Genomic DNA, 19,078 nt, shown 5'->3' on the forward strand with positions numbered 1-19,078 from the left:
CGGCAAGGATGCCGCGGTAGCCGCCCCCGGCCATGGATGGCCGATGGCGGCGGGCCCACGGAGCAGGACCGGAGTGAGGGTACCCTGAGCCTAGGCGAAGGGCCGTACGTCAGGGGCGAAAGCGTTTTGGTTACTTTGGCGCTTTTCCAAAGTGACCCGCCGTAAGGGCGGAACCAATAGTAGTCGTTACCGCAGCAACGGATATGTACACCATCAAAACCTATGTCACCGACACGCCGCTTTCGCAGGCAAGCCAGCTCCCACAAGGGTCCGGGAACATCCGCAAAATTGTGTGTTCACCCATCACCCCAAGGTATAACCGTTATCAACCTTCCAATCCTGCCCATAGACACCCCGGGCGCCTTGGGACAGTTGAAAAATAATCACATTGGCCACCGCCGACGCATCCAGAAAATGCCCCGGCAGCAGACGTTTGCCCAAGGTGTCAGCGACGTCATCGAGCTCACCATCGCTCAACCCCAGGTTGTCCCACATCGAGGTCGCGGTCGGCCCCGGCGAGACCAGATTGATGCGCACATCGTAACGCGCAAACTCCACCGCCAATGTGCGTACCTGAGCCGCCAGCGCGGCCTTGCTGGCGATACAGGCGGCCAGACCGGGAAAGCTCGAACCGGTCAGGAAACTACCGACAAACACCACCGAAGCCGGGCTCGCCAACTCACCGCGCAACGCCGCCAGGGTGTTCAACGCCCCGGCACCGTTGACCGCCCATTGGCGCTGGAAGGCCGGCATGTCCAGGCTGTCGGCCATTTCGGCAATGCCCGCGTTGGGCACCAGATAATCCACCCGCCCCAGCGCCGCTGCCCGCCGGGCCAGCCCTTGCAAGTCTTCCTCGCGCGTGACGTCCCCGGCACACCATTGCAGCCGTTCACCGTAGATCTGCTGCAAGGCTGGCAAATCACCGGCAGTGCGTGACATCGCCAGCACCTTGACCCCACGCGGCAACAGCGCGGCGCACAACGCCAGGCCAATCCCGGAACTGGCACCGGTGATCACCGCCAGACGATCCTGAAACTCGGTTTGCATCATGTTCTCCTGGGCATCGTTAATGCCAAGCACTGGGGACGTTGTGAGCCCCTATCTTTGAACAGACGCAGAAATACTGACTTGACGGCGATCACTTTTCTCGATGGCGCGCCGATCAATGAGTCGCGTGCGACATCGCTGGCTGCTGAAGCACCGCCTGATCGATTTCGCTGAACCGCAGCACACGACCGCCCTGGTCGGCGGCCAGTTTTTCCGCAGCCTGTTGGCTGGAGAAGGACGCCAACACCACACCCATTGCCCCCTTGAGCTGGGTGCCGACCACGTAAAACGCATCCTTGGCATCGATCAGATGGGAGTCATTGGGTGCGTTCCACGGGCTACGGCCCATGTCGTGGACATACAACCGGGCCTCGCCATGATGATTCTCCGGTTGCAGCCACCAACCGATCATCTCCGCCGTGGAGCAGAATTTCTTGATGCCGCTGCGCTCGACCAATTCGCCCTTGGGCCCGGGGAAGCCGTCGATGATCATGCCGCAAACATGGCATTCATCACTGGGATGGAAGGCAGTGGCGGCGTCGCTGTAGGTGGCTTGCACGGGTTTGTCACAGGCCGCCAGCAGCAGACAGACCATCAGGCCCGCCGCGGCGCGTACCGTCGTCGAATACAGATTACTCATCGTCAGGTGCTCCAAAAACCAAGGTGTGAATTCATGTCGCCCGTCGACGGAACAGCAACCAGGCCAAGCCCAAAGGCACTGCCACCCACAGCAACAGGCACAACCAGAGCATCGAGCCCGGTACAGGCAAATCACTGCCCAAGGTCAGCACACCAGCACTACCGGCACCGGGCTCGAAACCGGAGAGATTGATCAGGCGATAGACATCGGCGGGGTTGAGCAGCAGCAACCACGGCAACACCTTCGGGTTGAACTGCCCTTCGCTGAGCACCAGCAGTGCCAACAGTGCCAGGTCGAACACCAGCACGAAGAAGAACCACACCCCCAGCGCCAGACCGGCGGCGGTGGATTTCTCGGCAGACACACTGCTCAGCACATAGGCCAGCCCTAGAAAGCCCCAACCCAGTAACGTCGACGACAGCATGAATCGTCCAAACGCCCAGAGCAGCAGGTTCAGTTCAACGTCCTCCACCAGCACCGCAATCGCGAGCATCGCGCAGCCGAAACCGATGAGGGTCGCCAGCGCCAGGATCAATCCGTGGCCGACGAACTTGCCGAGCAGAATGTGCCCGCGCCCCAGCGGATAGGTCAGCAACAGCAGCAACGTGCCGCTTTCGTCTTCGCCGACGATGGCGTCATAGGCCAGCAGCAAGGCAATCAGCGGCATCAGGAACGTCGCCAGGCTGGCCAGGCTGGCGATGGTGGCGGGCACCGAAGTGAAGCCCAATTGCCCGGAAGCCGCCGCCCCCAACCAGGCGATGCCGGTCGCCAACACGGCGAACAACAGGCTGATCGCCAACAACCAGCGGTTGCGCAAACCGTCATTGAATTCCTTGCGGGCCATGTTCCAGATCGGGTTCATATGGTCTCTCCACTGGGGGTCGCACCGGCCCGGCCCATGTAATAGCGGTAGATGTCCTCCAGGGACGGTGGGTCGATTTCCACGTCGGCCGGCTCGTGTTCATTGAGCAGTTGGCGCAACAGGTCCAATTTGTTGCCATTGAGCGCAGCCACTTCAAGGCCCTCCACGCCCCAGCGCTGAGTGACATGCCCGGCGTTGTTCCAGGATCGCTGCAACGGCCCGGCGTGCTTGAGCCCGTTGGCGCGAATCAGCGTCGGCAATCCGGCTTCCTCGCGCAAACTGCGCAGACTGCCGAGGGCCAGCAGGCGCCCCTGGGTCAGAATCGCGGCACGGTTGATATGCGCCTCGACCCCCGGCAATACGTGGGAACAGAGAATGATGCTGGTGCCTTGGCTGCGCAGCCGGTCGAGTAACCGATAGAGGTCTTGAGTGGCAATGGGATCGAGGCCGACGGTCGGTTCGTCGAGCAGCAGTAAACGCGGCTCGCCGAGCAAGGCTTGCGCCAGTCCCAGGCGTTGGCGCATGCCTTTGGAATAGGTCTTGACCCGTCGATGCGCCGCGCCCGCCAGGCCGACCTCCTCCAGCAGCACGTCCACCTGCGCGGGCGCTGCGCCTTTGAGTCGGGCGAAATGCCGCAAGGTCTCCAGGCCGCTCATCTGCGGATAGAAGGTCACGTTCTCCGGTAAATAGCCGAGCAAACGCCGAACCTGCGGATCACTGGGCGTGCGGCCGAACACCCTGACCTGCCCTTCACTGGCCTGAAGCAGGCCGAGCACCAGTTTCATGCTGGTGGTTTTGCCCGCGCCGTTGTGCCCGAACAAGCCGAGCACTTCGCCTTCGCCCAGGCTTAGGTTCAATTGATGCAACACGGTGGTGTACCCATAGCGCTGGCTGACGCCTTCCATGTCGATGACGTTCATGCGGTGGGCTCCTGGGTCAGGGGTTGGGTGGTGGGATTCATCAGCGGATGGCTGTCCAGGACGCCCGGCGACTTCATCACCGGAAAGGCCCGTTGCACCCAGCGCAGCAATTCGATCCCGGGGCTGTTCATCAACAGCCGCACCTGCGGGTACAGCCACAGCAGGCGGTCGACGTTATCGTTGGGTTCATAGGCGATATCGCCCAGGCCATCGTTGTTGCGATCCCAGCCCAGGTAATCGCTCCAGTAATTGCCCCGACCATCCGCCGACCATTCCTGCAAGCGGGTGGCGACGTATTTGACCTGCCGTTGATTGCCGACAAAGGCGTTGTCGGCGATGCGGTTGTCTTCGGAACCGGCGGTGAGGTGAATGCCCACGGCGCTGTGCTCGAAGTGGTTGTGTTCGATGCTGTTGAACAACGAGTTGTAGATGAACAACGCCTTGCCCTCGGCGCCGCTGATCATGCTGTCGCCGGTCGAGCCGTCGCGCACGTCCGTGACGAAGTTATCGCGCAAGGTTGAATAGGTGATGTAGTTCATCAGGATGCCGTAGTTCTGATCCTGTTCGGAGCGGTTGCCGATCACCGTGAGCTTGCGGCTTTGCATCAAGGCGTAGCCGGTACGGGTACGGCGGGTGGTATTGCCGATCAACCGGTTGTCGTTGGCGAACATGTAATGCACGCCGTAACGCAGGTCTTCCAGGGTGTTGCCCTGCAGCAGGTTGCCGTTGGAGGTGTCGATGTAGATGCCATCGCGGGTGTCGCGCACCTGGTTGCCGATGACCCGGGCGCCATGCACCGCATACAAGTGGATACCGTTGCCGCGATCCTGGGAGCGCAGCGCCGGATCCCCCTGGATACGGTTGTCGATCAGGCTCGCATCCTGCGTCCCGTCGACCCAGATACCGAAACCCTGGCCTTGCAGGCGATTGCCTTTGATCACCGCGCCACGGGCCGTGGGCTGGAGGAACACCGCCGAATTCATGGCCGTGAGGTCGTGCCCCCAGTCCAGAAAGGTACAGCCCTCGATGCCGACATCCGGCGCACTGATGATCAAGCCATTGCCCTGCCCCTCGCCCTGAAATACCGCGCCCGGCTCGCAGACAATCTGCATCGGCTGATCGACGCTGAACGAGCCACGGTATTCCCCGGCCGGCAGGTGCCAGCGTTGATCGGCGTCCACCGTCAACGGCAACGTGGTGATGGGTTGCACCGCCAGCGCGCCGCCGGACATCAGCAGGAGCGCAAGCGCAATGACCTTCACCGGGTTTCCCTTGCTATCAGTCATTGCTTCGCTCCTGTCGATGGACAACGGTCAGGCCTTCTCGACCTTCATGCGACCGACCATTTCCATGTGCAGTGCATGGCAGAACCAGCTGCAGTAGTACCAATGCAGGCCAGCCTTGTCGGCGATGAAGGTGATCGATGAGGTCTGCTGCGGGCTGATCTCCATGCTCACGCCATGGTTGGTCATCACGAAGCCGTGGGTCACGTCTTCAATCTGGTCGATGTTGGTGATGGTCACCGTGACCTCGTTGCCCTGCTTGACCGTGAACTCGGTCAGCCCATAGGCCGGGGCCATGGAGGTCATGTAGACCCGCACATGATTGCCGTCGCGGATGACCTTGTTGTCGGTCTCCAGGTTGATCCCGTCTTTCTTGGCCAGCTCCACGGTGGCGGCGAAGAACGGGTCGTTGCGTTTCCAGATCTTTTGGGTCTTGATCTGGTCCCGACGCGCCAGGATGCAATCGTGGGGTTCGGCAAACGCAGGGCCGTCATGCACCAGCTTCATCTCTTCGCCGGAAATATCGATCAACTGGTCGTTCTCCGGGTGCAGCGGCCCGGTCGGCAGGAAGCGGTCCTTGGAGAATTTGCACAACACCACCAGCCACTTGCCGTCCGCTTCACTGGTTTCGGTCAGCGAGGCGTGGTTGTGGCCGGGCTGGTAATGCACGTCGAGCTTCTGCTTGATGTAATTGACCTTCTCGCCCTTGTAGGCACGTATCGCTTCCTCCATGTTCCACTTCACCACCTGACTGTCGATAAACAGCGTGGTGTAGGCGTTGCCGCGACCGTCGAAGGTGGTGTGCAACGGGCCCAGGCCCAGTTCCGGCTCGGCGACGATAACCTCGCGCGGGTCCTTGAATTTATCAGCGAACAGGTCGTCCAGCCGGTCGATGGCAATCATCGATACCGTTGGCGACAGCTTGCCGTTGGCAATGAAGTACTTGCCATCGGATGAGGTGTTGAGGCCGTGGGGGTTCTTCGGCACCGGGATGTAGCGAGTGAACTCGGAGTCCTTGCCATCGGTTTTACGACCGTCGACCACCGGCACTTTCGAGTCTTCCAGGGTGATGAATTTGCCAGCCTTGATCGCAGCCTCGATGCGCGGGATGTTGAACACCACGACCCAGTCGCGCTCGTTGCGCATCATGCCGCCAAGGTCGTAAGCCTTCTCCGAGTTGTAGCAGGTGGACGCGGCGTACTTGCCGGTGTAATCGGCGTCGGAGTTGTCCAGGTTGCCGTCGACAATGACCTGGAAGGCCATCTCCATTTTCTCGGCATCGATGGCGTTGAACATGGTGAAGCTGTTCTTGTCTTGCAGGTCGAAGGTGCGGCCATCATTGGGGTGCGGGATGACGAATTCAGCATTGGCGAACACGTACTTGGTGTAAGGCACTTTTTGCAGACGCAGGCCGTGGATGGCCTGGACGTTCGGCACGGTGAGGATCTTGTCGCACTTCATGATGTCCAGGCGGATACGCGCGACCCGGGAGTTGGCCTTGTCGTTGATGAACAGGTATTTGCCGTCGTACTTGCCATCGGTCATGGAGATATGCGGGTGATGGCAATCGCCGTTCTGGAACTTTGCACTGTCGCCCAGGATCCGTTTGCTTTCGTTGGTCAGGCCCCAACCGGTGGCCGAGTCGACGTTGAACACCGGAATACGCATCAACTCACGCATCGACGGCACGCCGAGCACCCGCACTTCGCCCTGATGACCGCCGCTCCAGAAGCCGTAGTATTCGTCCAGCTCACCGGGGCCGACATGGATTTTCGCCTGCGCATCCTTGACCGCCGCGGCCCACGACTCGCGGCTGAACACTGCGCCGCCCAACGTCGTCGCACCCGCCAGCACCGCACCGGTGACGGCGCTGCTGCCCAGAAAACCGCGACGGCTGAGTCCCGCGTGTTCTTCTTCCTGCACGGGTTTTGTGGATTCTGTGTCAGTCATGTTGCGTACTCCTTGAAGGGATAAAACGGTCACTGCGCAGGTGCGCTCGCGAGCTTCATTCAGCCGCCTGCAATTCCACGACGGGTATCAGCTGCACCGCCACGGGTGCCGCTTTGCCGCGCTTCTTGCGCTTGTTGATCAGCGGCGGGCATTTGTCTTCGTTGTGGTAGGTCATCTGGCAATCGAGGCAGTAGTGACACTCGTTGGCATTGATCCGGCCATCAGGGTGAATCGCCTGGATCTCGCATTCCTTGGCGCACAACTGGCAGGGGCTGCCGCATTCCTGGCGGCGCTTGAGCCAATCGAACAAGCGCAATTTGGTCGGGATCGCCAGCGCTGCACCCAACGGGCAGATGTAGCGGCAATAGACTTTGCGCGTGAAAATGTTGATCACGAGCAGCGCCACCGCGTAGAGCACGAACCACCACTGGCGGTCGAACTTGAGGGTGATGGCGGTTTTGAAGGGTTCCACCTCGGCGAACAGCTCGGCGGTGGACATCGATTCCAGGGAGATGCCGAAAAGCAGCAGCAAGATGATGTATTTGATCGCCCACAGCCGCTCATGCACCGCAAAGGGCAATTCGTACTGGGGGATTTTCAACTTGCGCGCGGCTTCGTTGATCAGCTCTTGCAAGGCGCCGAACGGGCACAGCCAGCCGCAGAACACGCCACGGCCCCACAGCAGAATGCTCCCGGCGGTAAAGACCCAGAGCATGAAGATCAGCGGATCGGTGAGAAACAGCTCCCAGCGAAAGTGCTCGAACAGCGCATGCACAAAGGTCAGGACATTGACCACCGACAACTGCCCCAAGGCATACCAGCCCAGAAAGACCACGGTAAAGAGCAAGTAACCACGACGCAGCCAGTGCAGAAAGCGTGGCCGGCGAGTGAGCTTGTCTTGCAGGAACAGGATGGCCGTGAGCAGCAACAACGCGCTCGCGAGGACGGCGATCTGGAAGTGTTTCTGGTACCAGATGTTCAACCACATCGGCCGGCTGGCTTCCTCGATGGCCGCCCGTTCTTCGGCACTGGGCGCAGGTCGCTCAAGGTAGGGTTCGGGCAGTTGATAAGGCAGTTCGAAGCTGCTGAAGGTGCCGCTGACCGGTCCCGTCTGACGCCGCACCAGGAGTTCCAGGGACCAGGGTGATCCCGGATCGAACCCCGCCGGTTTGCGCACAATGAACACCGACATTTCAGTGAACTCGGGCATGCCCTTGGCAAATACGTCAGAGAGCCGCTGATGGTCCATGTCGCGAAAGCTGATAACGTTGCCGAACTGGCGCAATTGCACCCGATCGAAAATCCCTCCGCGCACATAACCCGAGCCTTTATAGGAAAACAGCCCACGCCCCAGCACCACGATGGCCTGTTCGCCGGGTTTGAGTTCCTGCATGAGGAAGCGATATTGATTGTCGCCCAGTAGCGCACGGCCAATGGTCGGTGGGTTCAAGTCGGCGGTGTACAGCTCGATAAAGGTGTCATCGACTTGATCCGGGCCGGCGTTGTCGACGCCTTCGGCGTCGGTGCCCTTGAAGGCGGCATCGACCTGCCCACGGGTCAGGTTCAACCGGCGAATGGCGCCGTTACCGGTCAGTTGCTCCCAGGTGGCAGGCTCGTAAAAATCCTGGCGCACGGTGGCAGGTTTGTTTACCACCCCGCCCTTGTCCTCGATCAGCTTCAGCGATACGGCCACTTCATGGGCGGCACGCATGATGACCTCATTGACCACCATGGCGGTGACGGTTGCACCGGCGATGGCATCCACGGTGACCGCGCTCGGGTCGCTGGAATGCCCGACGACTACCCGCTGGCTGACCTTGATCCCTTTGTATCGGGCGCTGAAGCCGTGGAGTTTTTCTTCGGGGATGCCGATCAGTAGAATCGGTTCGTGGTGCTCCAGCACATAGGCGTCCTGAATCACCCCGGCGGTGTCGAGGATCACCTGGGTGTTGATGGGTTTGCCCGAGTAGGCCGGAATATCCACCACATCCAGGCTCTGGAACACATACCCGATAACCTTGCCGGCGGCGGACAGCGTGCGCACCTTGAACGTGCCTTCGGCGGCGGACACCGAATCGGTTTGCGGGAAAACCTTCTCGATGCGCTGCTGCTCAATGTCGCCGTATGACTTGGCCTGCACCGTCGCGAACGCGGCGATCATCAGCAAGACCATCACCGCCAGCCCGACGCTCCAGATGCGCAGGTTGCCAGGTGTCGAAGGCTGATGGCTTGTCATGAGCACGCTGATTTCAAAGGGGCTTGCGGCCATGTTAGGGAGCGCTGTGTGCCTCGCCCTTGATTGAAATCAACTCGATAAAATTCCTCGAGCCAAGCGTCCCGACGCCTCAAACGGTGCGGGAAAACCGGCCTTTTTGCTCCCCTCCCAGATAGGCGTCAAATGCCATCGCGGCACTGCGCATCATCAAATGCCCTTGCGGCAACAGCACCAATTCGTCGCTGTGAATCTGCAACAGTCCGTCGCGCACCTGCTCGTCCAGTTGCGCCAGCGCATCGGCAAAATACTCGGTGAAGCAAATACCATGACCCGCTTCGAACTTGGCGAAATCGATCCTGCCGTGGCACATCAGGTCGCTGATCACCTCACGGCGCAGCAAGTCGTCGGCGCTCAAGCGGTAACCTCGATGCACCGGCAACAAGCCTTGATCGATACGGGCGTAGTACTGCGAAAGCTCCTTGACGCTCTGGCTGTAGCTGTCGCCGACCTTACCGATCGAAGACACCCCAAGGCCGATCAGGTCGCAGTCGGCATGGGTCGAGTAGCCCTGAAAATTGCGTTGCAACGTGCCATGGGTGCGGGCCAGCGCCAGTTCGTCGTCCGGCAAGGCGAAATGATCCATGCCGATATAGACATAACCGGCTTCGGTCAGCCGGCGGATGGTCAGCTCGAGCAACTCCAGCTTGCGCTCCGGTGGCGGCATGTCAGCCGGGCGAATCAGCCGTTGCGCGCGCACCAGCTCGGGTAAATGGGCGTAGCTGTAGGCGGCAATCCGGTCCGGGCGCAGGGCGATGATCTTGTTGAGGGTGATGTCGAAACTCTGCACCGTTTGCAGTGGCAGGCCGTAAATCAGATCGACGCTGATCGACTTGAATTGCGCCTCACGCGCCGCCGCGACCAGCGCGTAAATCTGTTCTTCACTTTGCTGGCGATTGACCGCCGCCTGCACGTCGGGATCGAAGTCCTGCACGCCGAAACTCAAGCGGTTAAAGCCCAATTGACGCAGCGACTGGATCTGCTCGGTGTTGATGGTGCGCGGATCGACCTCGATGGAAAACTCATGGTCATCGCTGTCGTCCATGTCGAATGCCTGGTGCAGGCAGTCCATCAGATCCGCCAGCTGCTCACTGGTCAAATACGTCGGCGTGCCACCGCCCAGGTGCAGTTGCGTGAGTTTGCGCGTGCTGTCGAACAACGCCGCCTGCATGACGATTTCACGTTTGAGGTACGTCAGGTATTCGACGGCCCGATGGGTTTTCCGGGTAATGATTTTGTTACAGGCGCAGTAGTAGCAAAGGCTCTTGCAGAACGGAATATGGATATACACCGACAACGGCTTGGGCACCGACGCCAGGTTGCTGTCGGAGGCGGCACGCTGATAGTCGTCGACGGCAAACGCCTGATGAAACTGCGGCGCCGTGGGGTAAGAGGTATAACGTGGCCCTGGGCGGTCATATTTTTCGACCAGGGCTCGATCGAAATCGAATGCAGGTTTCATGATCAATCAACTCGCAGGTGGGTTAATGCCTTGCACTGCCCGAATCCTTTTCAAACAGGTTGCAGATGGCATCCACTTCCGGCCGGCCGGCGGGAAGAATGCTGATGAAACGGTCCGACAATTCAATCAACCCCTCACGACTCAATTGCTCCAGCAATGGCCAGACAGATGAAAAATACTGATGGAAAATCAGCCCATAGCGCCGCTCGATGGCGCGGATATCCAGCTCTTGATCACACGCCAGACGCTCCATGACCATGTGCCGTATCTGATCCCCCGCCTCGAAACGCCAGCCACGAGACGTCGGCAATTGGCCCCGGTCCAGTTGCTGCTGATAGCGCTCGATTGCGTCGGTGTTTTGCGTGTACAAATCGTCGATCTGACTGATAGCCCCCAAACCGAAGCCGATATGGTCGCAATAGCCGTGACGGGTAAAACCGTCACACGTGCGACGTAACCGGCCGCGCTCCTGAGCGATCGCCAGATCATCGTCGGGCCGCACAAACTGCCCCATACCGATGTAGTGATAGCCCACGGCGATCAACTGTTCGAAGGCGATCTGGCGCATCGCGCCTTTATCGTCCTGGCTGCACAGTTCCCTGACCTTGTCGCCGAGCCTTGGCCGATAGCGGCGTGGTGGTCGGGCATAGTCGAACACCATCAGCCTGTCCGGCTCCAGCTCAATGATCGCCGCCAGCTTCAGCGCGAAGCTTTCTGGCGTTTGCCAGGCATGGCCAAAACCCAGATCGACATTGATCGATCGATAACCAAAGGTGCGGGCGGCATCGATCAGTGAATGAATGGGGGCCGGATTCTGATAGCAGGCCACCGACATGTCACAGTCGGTGTCGATATCCGGAATGCCAATGCTGACATGATTGAATCCCTGGTTGCGCAGCGCGCCCATGGTCGTCCAATCGGTATGGTGAAGGTCGACGTCAACGCTGTAGTCGCCGCACTCATGTTCGAGAAAGTTGAACCGGCCACGCAGATGATTCATCAGCCGCTCGAGATCAGCGCTGGTGGGTGTTCCGCCGCTCAGATGAAATTGTTCGACCCGCTGCTCCGAACTCAGGTGACAACCGACGAGGTCGATCTCGTGTTCCAGGCGCTGGAGGTACTGTTCGATGTCGCCATGCTCGCAGGAGGCATCGTGCGGGGAACAAAAGGATGGCTTGAGCCGGGAAGGCAGCTGCACGTTCAGGGCGATCGGGCGTCGTTTCTGGCGGCTGACGCGCAAGGCACGGAGCAAATCCAGAGAGCCGATACCGTCATGAAACTTTTGCGTGTCGGCATGGCAGTTGGGGTCGAGTACGCCCTGATCGCACCGAGCGATCAGCTCGCCGGGGGCGTGAGAAAAATCGAGCATGACAGGTCTCCGAGACTGGCTGCGGATCAACAGTGTCCGGGATTGGCGATCCATGCTCCTTGACTTGTATCAAGCGCAAGCCAAGTGCTTGCAGGACAGACCTTGGGGCAAGGCCGCTCACCACGTCAGGTAAAACATCCCCTTGGCCAGCAGCACAATGACGACCATATGGCAGAACACACTGCCATGGATGAAATGCAGGTATCGAGCGTTCATTCGGCCGCTTTTGAACAGAAACATGGCGGCCAGGAAATGCAGCAGCACGCTCACAGCGACCATGATTTTCAACAGCAACAAGGTGCTGAACGATGAGGCCATTGGCGTTGCAAGAACGGGCAAATAGCGCAGCCAGACCATGCCCAGCCCCGCACCGAACAGTACCAGCAGCACCCACGGCATCAGGGTGCGGGCGCGGCGGCCAATACCCTCCTCGACCAGCAGCATCACTTTGGCGGGCAACTGTTTGCGGATGCTTTCCAGGAACAGGACTTCGAAGAACACCGTGCCGATAAAGATCAGGGCGGCAAACAGATGAAAGGTCAGAAACAGCGGATAGAGCATGATTTTTCGCCCTCGATTCAGCTGTCGGTTTCTGCGCAGAGTACAGAGCAGGTCGACTCAGGCGATTGACATCAATCAAGAAACCCGCGAATCCCCGATGTGGGCTGGGCCGCGAGCGGCGACTCTGTTTTTTTGAAGGCGTTGCTGGTTAAACAGCCTCAACGCTTCACCTTGAAACTATTGTCTAAACTTAAGCTTCAGCATGAGGGCTCAGCCATGTGCGGACGACTTTCGCAGTATCGAGGTGTTCACGAGTTCGTGGCGGCGCTGAGCATGCCCAACGCCCTGGTCAACAATGCTGGCGACCAGCCGCTCGAGCTCTACAACGCCGCGCCGTCGACTCAGCTCGCCCTCTTCCACGAGGAAAGCGGCATGTTGCACGCCGACAGGGTTCGTTGGGGCTGGCGACCGCATTGGGCCAGGGATCACGCGACACCGATCAACGCCCGGGTTGAGAAAGTCGCCCACGACCCGTTCTTCAAGGAGATATGGCCGCACCGGGCAATTATTGCCATCGACAACTGGTTTGAATGGGTTTACGAGGGCGGTCCGAAGAAACAGCCGTACCTGATCCGTCGCAAGGATCACGCGCCGATCCTGTGCGCCGCCATTGGTCAGTATCCAAGGTACGAAAAGGAGCCGGAAGAGCATGACGGCTTCGTAATCATCACCGCGGACAGTGAAGGCGGCATGGTGGATATTCATGACCGTCGGCCTGTGACGCTCAGTCCCGAACTGGCTCGGGAATGGATTGACCCCTACACGCCCAAGGAGCGCGCCGAACAGATAATCCTGCAGGAACGCGAACCCTGCGACGTCTTCGAATGGTTCAAAGTGGACATGGCCGTGGGCAACGTGAGGAACCAGGGCTCGGAACTGATAGAGCCGATCTCGCCACCATGACGAGTGGAGACAAAACAATCTGAACCCGCCCTTCCCCTCCAAAGTCGAAAACATTGGCAGCCCTTAATCACTGAAGCATCACTTTAAAGGAGTCTTTTCATGAAGATTTCGGAAGTCATGACGAAAGATGTTTTAACAGCCAAACCAAGCCAGACGATCCAGGAGGCCGCGAACATGATGGCCAGGATCGATAGCGGCGCCATCATGGTTGAGGAGCAAGAGCGTTTGGTTGGCATGATCACGGACCGGGATATAGCCATTAGGGCCGTAGCCGAAGGACTCCCCGGCAAAACCCCTATCAGTAAAGTAATGACTGGCGGCATCCGCTATTGCTTTGAGGATGAAGACATCGAGCACGTGGCTAAAAACATGGCGGACGTGCAACTGCGCCGTCTGCCCGTGCTTAACCGGGACAAGCGTCTGGTGGGCGTCGTATCGCTGGGAAACATTGCCAGCACTCGATCTCAATCCGCCGCTGCGACGGTTTTGCGCGGAGTGGCACAGGCTCATCATTAACCGGGCCGCTAAGCGTTCATCAGGATTAAAACTCGCATGGATCTGGCACGCTCGCCTGGTCTGGAATCCGGTTCGAAACCCGTCTTCAGAGTCAGGCGAGTCCTTGTGCACACATCCACCGCAACCGTCTCGCAGAGATAACCTTCCCACACCCGGTGCGTCGTTGGCTGGGTCGCATGCTTATTGCACGACACATCAGTTGGGCTCGACTAGCAGGTCTTCGTCCTCCGCGCCTAGCGCCGGCTCTTGATCTTCCAATTCGTCGGTTTCACGCTTCTTTTTCAAGCGGGCTCGAGCGCGCTCGGTGTCATAGATCTTTCCCTCGGCCAAGCCGCTCAGGGTTGTTGAAATTCGATAGAAACCACCGCACGGCTCGCAATGAATGCGCAAGCCACTCCCGTACGAAGAATCTTCCAGCGCATAAGTATTTCCACAAAGCGGACAGTTCATAGCCACCTCCTGATCATTCAGCCATAGCCGCTTCAGCCCGCCATCAACGCTGACAACCTGGATAGGGAGAGTGACAAATAGCGGGGATGCTCTTCTGAAACTTGTTCCTCATCGACCTCTCGTCCGAAAGATCGAGCAAATGCCCGCGCTGACGGTGTTACAGCCAGGACCTAATCCGAAGTCAGCGGCTGCCTGGAGCGAATCGGCGCGATGACCGACCTCACCTCGGTGTCGCGATGCAATAAGGAAACGTGGTAGTCATAGGTGGATATCAACGGCACCGGCTCATCGATGCGTGACATCTCAAGCCATCGTCTTGTGCGTTCGATGTCAAAGAACTCGTTCTTGAGTTTCATTTTCTCCACTAGGTTCGCAGAGACCTTGTAGCGTCCACATCCGGCCGGGCATTTGATTTCTGACCAGTCGTCAGCCGCATGAACAGTATTAGAGGCAGCCTGACAAATTAGGCACTTCATGTTCGATCTCCGTATCCATGAACTACCAACTGTAGACGATCCGCGACCAAGGAGCGTTCACTTCGCAGAAAGATAAAAGCATCAAAAAGCGAAGAGCCCAGCGCAATGGCTGGGCTGCGGTTATCTTCTGTTTTCCAGCATCTTATCGGCGAGTGCTTTGGCCCTTTGGATTAACAGATTCTGCCTGTCTTCGTGGGTGGCTTCTCCTACCACCGGTGCCGTCAGATGGCTTTCGGCAATCAACGCGGCACAGAAGTATTGATCCCAAACAGCGCCTTGCTCCGACTCCTGTCTGTTCATTTGATCGGCGATCATATGCGGCTCCTTTTGATGAGGTAGCCTTTTAAGTTTACTCCCGAATCGTGGACTACCCGCGTCGCGAAGGATGACCGGCACTTCATTGCCATCCGCTCACTGGCGACAAGTCGTTTCCTCAACTAGGATTTTTAGCGCACAGGACTTCGCCCACTGTATTGTCGGGCGACTCATCAAAGGAGAGATAGATGACATCTACTCGAATTTCCGAGCAAACCTATCGTGGATGGTCCAACCCCATCTTGCTCGAACTCAAGGAGAGAGAACATCAGCTAAGCCCTTCGGCACGCCAGGCCCTGCAAAATGTCCTGGTGGAAAGAAGGCTTCTTGACACTGGCAATCCATCCGGCAGCGATCGGCGCAAGGCTGATCCAGTCGGGTAACGACAGGCATCAATAACGTTTGTCCATCATGCTCATCATCGACGCTGCTGGCTCTCTGCCGGCAGCGCGCTCATAAGCCATTCCAAATTCCAGACAAAAAAAAGCCCAGGCAGCTGATGGACGCCTGGGCTTTAAAAATGCATAAACCGTGGTGGTGAACGCGAGGCAATATTACCCAATCGCGGGACTTGTAACAAGATATTCTGACTCACCATCCAGTTACTAAATCTCCTAACTCATTAAATATCCACACTATTTTTAAGTCATCTACTGACTGTTCCGCTCCCGACACCATCGCTTGCAGCGGAAAAAGCTCCCCTTGCATCGCGCACCAGCTCACGCCATTCGGCGTTGTTGATGAGCCCGGCCCCTTCCATTTCATCCGCCGCCTTCAGCAGTTTGTCGTAGTGTTCTTCACAATCCATCCCGGCCTCCGGTTCTCTCAAGAGCCGGTACCAGGCATCGAGGGCTGCCTTTTTCCGATCATCATTCATAGCCAAACTCCCTGGGACTGTCAGCTCTTGGAAGTTGATTCAGGAATGACCGTTCCTCAGTTCCGACATACGGCAGCTGCGGGCGTTATAAACAATCCCGGACAGCCTGGCGCAGCGCCCCTGACTTGGCCCACGGAGGCCCTTGGTAAAGCGATACCCGGCTGCCATCCTTCGATTTCACGATAACCAGAATTTCGTCAGCTGTAATGACACTGGGTGCGGTGATCCGATAGCCATTGGAAATCGGCGATTGCGTCGATCCCGGAATGTCCTGACGCCATAACGGCAATACACACGCGGCATATTCCTTGGGCGCCTTATCGCTGTATTTGCTGATATTGGGCTCGCCGGGCACCACGGATGCGGGTAATGAACAGCCCGCCAACACAGCCACCGCTATTCCCGCTATCAACATGCGCATAAACGCTTCCCTTCCTGAAAAACGGGAAATGTAGCCTGTACTTGTGCAGACATCCAGCGGACACCCGACGCTCTCTATACAGGGGCTTCGCCCTGCCCCGGCTCGGCCCCCGAGCCGGACTCGGGATACGATCTCGCATTGAGGTACGTCATCCATCGCTCGTACGCTTCATGCTGCCATTTCATGACCCGCTCCCATTCCGGACCGCTCATCTGATGGGCCGAGATCAGTTTCATCATTTCCGTGGTGGCCGCATCCAGGTCAACGATCAGCTCATGTGCATGGTGTTTGAAATCATCGGTAGTCGTCATTTTCGAGATAGCCTCGCCCCAGCGAATAAATCACTACCTCAATACGACAGCAGAGCTGTTATCTCACGTTAATGTTCCCGACCAATGGAAGCACCTTCCATCACTATCCCTTCACGCAGACCACCTGCCGCAAAGTGTGCAGCACTTCCACCAGATCACGCTGTGCGTACATGACTTTATCGATGTCCTTGTAGGCCATCGGAATCTCATCGATGACCGCCGCATCCTTGCGGCACTCCACATGAGCGGTCGCGCGAATCTGGTCCGCGACAGTGAAGGTATTTTTGGCTTTGGTGCGGCTCATGGTCCGACCGGCACCATGGCTGCAGGAGCAGAATGATTGCTCGTTGCCAAGCCCGCGAACGATGAAGCTTTTGGCGCCCATGGAGCCGGGAATAATCCCCAGTTCGCCCTTCTTCGCCGACACCGCGCCCTTGCGGGTGACCAGGACGTCTTCACCGAAGTGCCGCTCTTTCTGCACGTAATTGTGGTGGCAGTTCACAGCCTCCAGCGCGACCTCGAAAGGTTTGCGGATCACTTGCCGCGCTGCCTGAATCACCGCCTGCATCATCAATGCCCGGTTCTGCCGAGCAAAGTCCTGAGCCCAGCCCACCGCTTCGACGTAGTCATCGAAGTGCCGGCTGCCCTCCTTGAAATAGGCCAGATCGCGGTCCGGCAGATTGGCGATGTGCTGGCGCATGTCCGCCTGGGCCAATTGAATGAACAGGGTTCCGATAGCATTGCCAACGCCGCGAGAACCGCTGTGCAGCATGAACCAGACGCGGTTGGCCTCATCCAGGCAGACCTCGATGAAGTGATTACCGGTACCGAGGGTGCCCAGGTGCTGACGGTTGTTGGTGCTGGCGAGTTTCGGGTATTTGTCGGTGATCGCCTTGAACCGTGAGCTCAGAGCCGCCCAGGCTTGATCGGCCTGGTGTGGAACGTGGTTCCAGGCGCCTTCATCACGGCGGCCACGGCTCAACGTGCGGCCATGTGGCACGGCTTTTTCGATGGCACTACGCAGGCCGTGCAGGTTGTCTGGCAAGTCGTCGGCGGTCAGTGAAGTGCATGCGGCAATCATGCCGCAGCCGATATCCACGCCCACGGCTGCCGGAATGATCGCGCCCACAGTGGGGATCACACTGCCGATGGTGGACCCTTTGCCCAGATGCACGTCCGGCATCACCGCCAGGTGCCTGAAGATAAATGGCATCTTCGCGATATTGATCAATTGCTGCCGGGCTTCGCTTTCAACCGGCACTCCCTCGGCCCAGAGTTTGATCGGCTTGCCGTTGGCGACTTCCAGCAATTGGTAGACAGGTTTTTGCATGATTTCGACTCTCTTGCGATCAGACGAACATAACGCTCCAGACAGGTAAATAGGACTACTATTTCGTAGCGGGGAATTGCAGGAGGTCATCATGTGGCTTAACGAATATGAACAGCAACTTCGGCGCGACCTGCAAGGTGTAGCCTCGGACCTGAGGTGGTCGGCGGTAGAGCTTTTGCGCATCGCAGAGCAGTTGCGCCTGGCCGGCAATGATGTGGACGCAGAGGCAACACTAAGGCTGTGCGCGTTGTTCCAGGGCGATGAAGAGCGACTGGCGGGCTATGCTGAAGAAGTAAAGGCAAAATCCATCAGTCGAACGAAAGCTCACTAGAGAGCGCTGCCATGAACAAGCGTCTATGCGCGCTGATCGCCGTGCTGGCGGCGTCAGGTGGCTGCAACACGGAATCACATATTTATCGAGACCAACCGCTGGTCGCCAAGGTCGAGACTGGCATGAGCAAGGAACAAGTCCAGCAGATTGGCGGCCAGCCTTTATCGATCACCAAGCGTACGGTGGAACCTGGTACCTGCTTTGACTACAAGCTGACCCAGGCCGGCCATCAGCAGCCGTACAACGTCAGTTTCGACAAGCTGGGCAAGGTCGACCACAAAAGCTTCATGACCTGTGCGCAATGGAGTCGTGCCCAACAAAAAGCCAGAGAATATTCCCCTTCCACAGGCGGGATGGGTGGCGGCGGCTACTGATTCCACCGTGTAGCAGCTGCCTCGCAGGCAGGCTCGGCAGCTGCTATAGCGCACTATTTGTCTGGTTTGTGGCTGCGCGACGCTTTACTCGACCGCGGTCTGTAGGCAGGAAGCGAAGCCGCATAAGCCAATGCTTCCTCTCTGCTGCCAAAGGCTCCAAGCCGGTCACCTTTGGTGCATACCCGCCAGGGGCCGTTGTTCACGCTGAGTACGTCATAGCCGTTCATGTGCATTTTGTTCAGCATCGGAACGCTCATAGTCACCTCCATTTCGGCAGTGATAGTCCTGGATCGACTCAATTACCTTACACCCGACCTTCACTGAAGTGCCAACCAGACGTCGCGTCGGTATTCCGGCATTCCAATCGCACTTTCAGCGACCCTGTCGACTCCAACCCTTCAAACAGAT

The 19,078-nt window shown here is 58.4% G+C and carries 23 protein-coding genes; 5 read left to right on the forward strand and 18 right to left on the reverse strand.

Features of this window, described 5'->3' with window-relative positions:
* Positions 1-303 precede the first annotated feature (303 nt).
* From AB7M26_RS23140 to AB7M26_RS23185, 10 genes are all read right to left on the reverse strand, one after another.
* Positions 304-1,047, reverse strand: coding sequence for an SDR family NAD(P)-dependent oxidoreductase (locus AB7M26_RS23140; RefSeq protein WP_123494250.1), 744 nt, complete (start codon positions 1,045-1,047; stop codon positions 304-306).
* 115 nt (positions 1,048-1,162) lie between these two features.
* The gene (locus tag AB7M26_RS23145) at positions 1,163-1,687 is read right to left on the reverse strand and encodes a nitrous oxide reductase accessory protein NosL (RefSeq protein WP_123494248.1); all 525 of its coding nucleotides are present in this window, start codon (positions 1,685-1,687) and stop codon (positions 1,163-1,165) included.
* Between the two features lie 31 nt (positions 1,688-1,718).
* The gene (locus tag AB7M26_RS23150) at positions 1,719-2,549 is read right to left on the reverse strand and encodes an ABC transporter permease (RefSeq protein WP_063340241.1); all 831 of its coding nucleotides are present in this window, start codon (positions 2,547-2,549) and stop codon (positions 1,719-1,721) included.
* Positions 2,546-3,469, reverse strand: a complete 924-nt coding sequence (locus tag AB7M26_RS23155) for an ABC transporter ATP-binding protein (protein WP_123494246.1) — start codon at positions 3,467-3,469, stop codon at positions 2,546-2,548. The genes AB7M26_RS23150 and AB7M26_RS23155 overlap by 4 nt, the downstream gene beginning before the upstream one ends.
* A complete protein-coding gene (locus tag AB7M26_RS23160; RefSeq protein ID WP_123494244.1) occupies positions 3,466-4,755 on the reverse strand; it encodes a nitrous oxide reductase family maturation protein NosD in 1,290 nt (429 codons plus the stop codon). Before AB7M26_RS23160 ends, AB7M26_RS23155 begins: the two co-directional genes overlap by 4 nt.
* Positions 4,756-4,782: 27 nt before the next feature.
* The gene (gene nosZ / locus AB7M26_RS23165) at positions 4,783-6,702 is read right to left on the reverse strand and encodes a TAT-dependent nitrous-oxide reductase (RefSeq protein ID WP_123494242.1); all 1,920 of its coding nucleotides are present in this window, start codon (positions 6,700-6,702) and stop codon (positions 4,783-4,785) included.
* A gap of 55 nt (positions 6,703-6,757) precedes the next feature.
* Positions 6,758-8,938: a transcriptional regulator NosR gene (nosR, locus tag AB7M26_RS23170; protein WP_185022034.1), complete on the reverse strand. Its 2,181-nt coding sequence runs from the start codon at positions 8,936-8,938 to the stop codon at positions 6,758-6,760.
* Positions 8,939-9,047: 109 nt separating this feature from the next.
* Entirely contained in the window at positions 9,048-10,436 is a 1,389-nt protein-coding gene (hemN, locus tag AB7M26_RS23175; RefSeq protein WP_123494239.1) for an oxygen-independent coproporphyrinogen III oxidase, read from the reverse strand.
* Between the two features lie 22 nt (positions 10,437-10,458).
* A complete protein-coding gene (locus AB7M26_RS23180) occupies positions 10,459-11,805 on the reverse strand; it encodes an oxygen-independent coproporphyrinogen III oxidase (RefSeq protein WP_123494237.1) in 1,347 nt (448 codons plus the stop codon).
* Between the two features lie 117 nt (positions 11,806-11,922).
* A complete protein-coding gene (locus AB7M26_RS23185; RefSeq protein WP_038982768.1) occupies positions 11,923-12,366 on the reverse strand; it encodes a CopD family copper resistance protein in 444 nt (147 codons plus the stop codon).
* Between the two features lie 216 nt (positions 12,367-12,582).
* Between AB7M26_RS23185 and AB7M26_RS23190 the strand changes: the two genes are divergently transcribed.
* Both AB7M26_RS23190 and AB7M26_RS23195 read left to right on the forward strand, forming a co-directional pair.
* Positions 12,583-13,269 (forward strand): SOS response-associated peptidase family protein, encoded by a 687-nt coding sequence (locus AB7M26_RS23190; protein ID WP_123494374.1) that lies wholly within the window; start codon positions 12,583-12,585, stop codon positions 13,267-13,269.
* Between the two features lie 99 nt (positions 13,270-13,368).
* Positions 13,369-13,785, forward strand: a complete 417-nt coding sequence (locus AB7M26_RS23195; RefSeq protein ID WP_123494235.1) for a CBS domain-containing protein — start codon at positions 13,369-13,371, stop codon at positions 13,783-13,785.
* Positions 13,786-13,980: 195 nt separating this feature from the next.
* Here AB7M26_RS23195 and AB7M26_RS23200 read toward each other — a convergent pair whose 3' ends face one another.
* The 3 genes from AB7M26_RS23200 to AB7M26_RS23210 all read right to left on the reverse strand — a co-directional run bounded on the left by AB7M26_RS23200 (position 13,981) and on the right by AB7M26_RS23210 (position 15,026).
* Complete coding sequence (locus AB7M26_RS23200; RefSeq protein WP_123494233.1) at positions 13,981-14,235, reverse strand: hypothetical protein; 255 nt, start codon at positions 14,233-14,235, stop codon at positions 13,981-13,983.
* Between the two features lie 170 nt (positions 14,236-14,405).
* On the reverse strand, positions 14,406-14,711 hold the full coding sequence (locus AB7M26_RS23205) for a hypothetical protein (RefSeq protein WP_123494231.1): 306 nt from the start codon (positions 14,709-14,711) through the stop codon (positions 14,406-14,408).
* A gap of 120 nt (positions 14,712-14,831) precedes the next feature.
* Positions 14,832-15,026: a hypothetical protein gene (locus AB7M26_RS23210; protein ID WP_063340250.1), complete on the reverse strand. Its 195-nt coding sequence runs from the start codon at positions 15,024-15,026 to the stop codon at positions 14,832-14,834.
* Between the two features lie 188 nt (positions 15,027-15,214).
* On the opposite strand from AB7M26_RS23210, the gene AB7M26_RS23215 reads away from it, so the two are divergent.
* The gene (locus AB7M26_RS23215; protein ID WP_123494229.1) at positions 15,215-15,409 is read left to right on the forward strand and encodes a hypothetical protein; all 195 of its coding nucleotides are present in this window, start codon (positions 15,215-15,217) and stop codon (positions 15,407-15,409) included.
* A gap of 263 nt (positions 15,410-15,672) precedes the next feature.
* Here AB7M26_RS23215 and AB7M26_RS23220 read toward each other — a convergent pair whose 3' ends face one another.
* The 4 genes from AB7M26_RS23220 to AB7M26_RS23235 form a co-directional block, all read right to left on the reverse strand.
* Positions 15,673-15,903: a hypothetical protein gene (locus AB7M26_RS23220; protein WP_123494227.1), complete on the reverse strand. Its 231-nt coding sequence runs from the start codon at positions 15,901-15,903 to the stop codon at positions 15,673-15,675.
* An 85-nt stretch (positions 15,904-15,988) separates the two neighbouring features.
* Positions 15,989-16,324: a hypothetical protein gene (locus AB7M26_RS23225; RefSeq protein ID WP_008074995.1), complete on the reverse strand. Its 336-nt coding sequence runs from the start codon at positions 16,322-16,324 to the stop codon at positions 15,989-15,991.
* A gap of 74 nt (positions 16,325-16,398) precedes the next feature.
* Entirely contained in the window at positions 16,399-16,635 is a 237-nt protein-coding gene (locus AB7M26_RS23230; RefSeq protein WP_123494225.1) for a hypothetical protein, read from the reverse strand.
* Between the two features lie 103 nt (positions 16,636-16,738).
* Positions 16,739-17,965: an RtcB family protein gene (locus AB7M26_RS23235; RefSeq protein WP_123494223.1), complete on the reverse strand. Its 1,227-nt coding sequence runs from the start codon at positions 17,963-17,965 to the stop codon at positions 16,739-16,741.
* Between the two features lie 91 nt (positions 17,966-18,056).
* On the opposite strand from AB7M26_RS23235, the gene AB7M26_RS23240 reads away from it, so the two are divergent.
* Together AB7M26_RS23240 and osmE are read left to right on the forward strand one after the other, a co-directional pair.
* Entirely contained in the window at positions 18,057-18,296 is a 240-nt protein-coding gene (locus AB7M26_RS23240; protein WP_052964464.1) for a hypothetical protein, read from the forward strand.
* An 11-nt stretch (positions 18,297-18,307) separates the two neighbouring features.
* A complete protein-coding gene (gene osmE / locus AB7M26_RS23245; protein WP_123494221.1) occupies positions 18,308-18,670 on the forward strand; it encodes an osmotically-inducible lipoprotein OsmE in 363 nt (120 codons plus the stop codon).
* A 53-nt stretch (positions 18,671-18,723) separates the two neighbouring features.
* Here the strand turns inward: osmE and AB7M26_RS23250 are convergent, their stop codons facing one another.
* Complete coding sequence (locus tag AB7M26_RS23250; RefSeq protein WP_123494219.1) at positions 18,724-18,927, reverse strand: SPOR domain-containing protein; 204 nt, start codon at positions 18,925-18,927, stop codon at positions 18,724-18,726.
* Between the last annotated feature and the right edge of the window lie 151 nt (positions 18,928-19,078).

This window comes from Pseudomonas sp. F-14 TE3482, assembly GCF_053629455.1.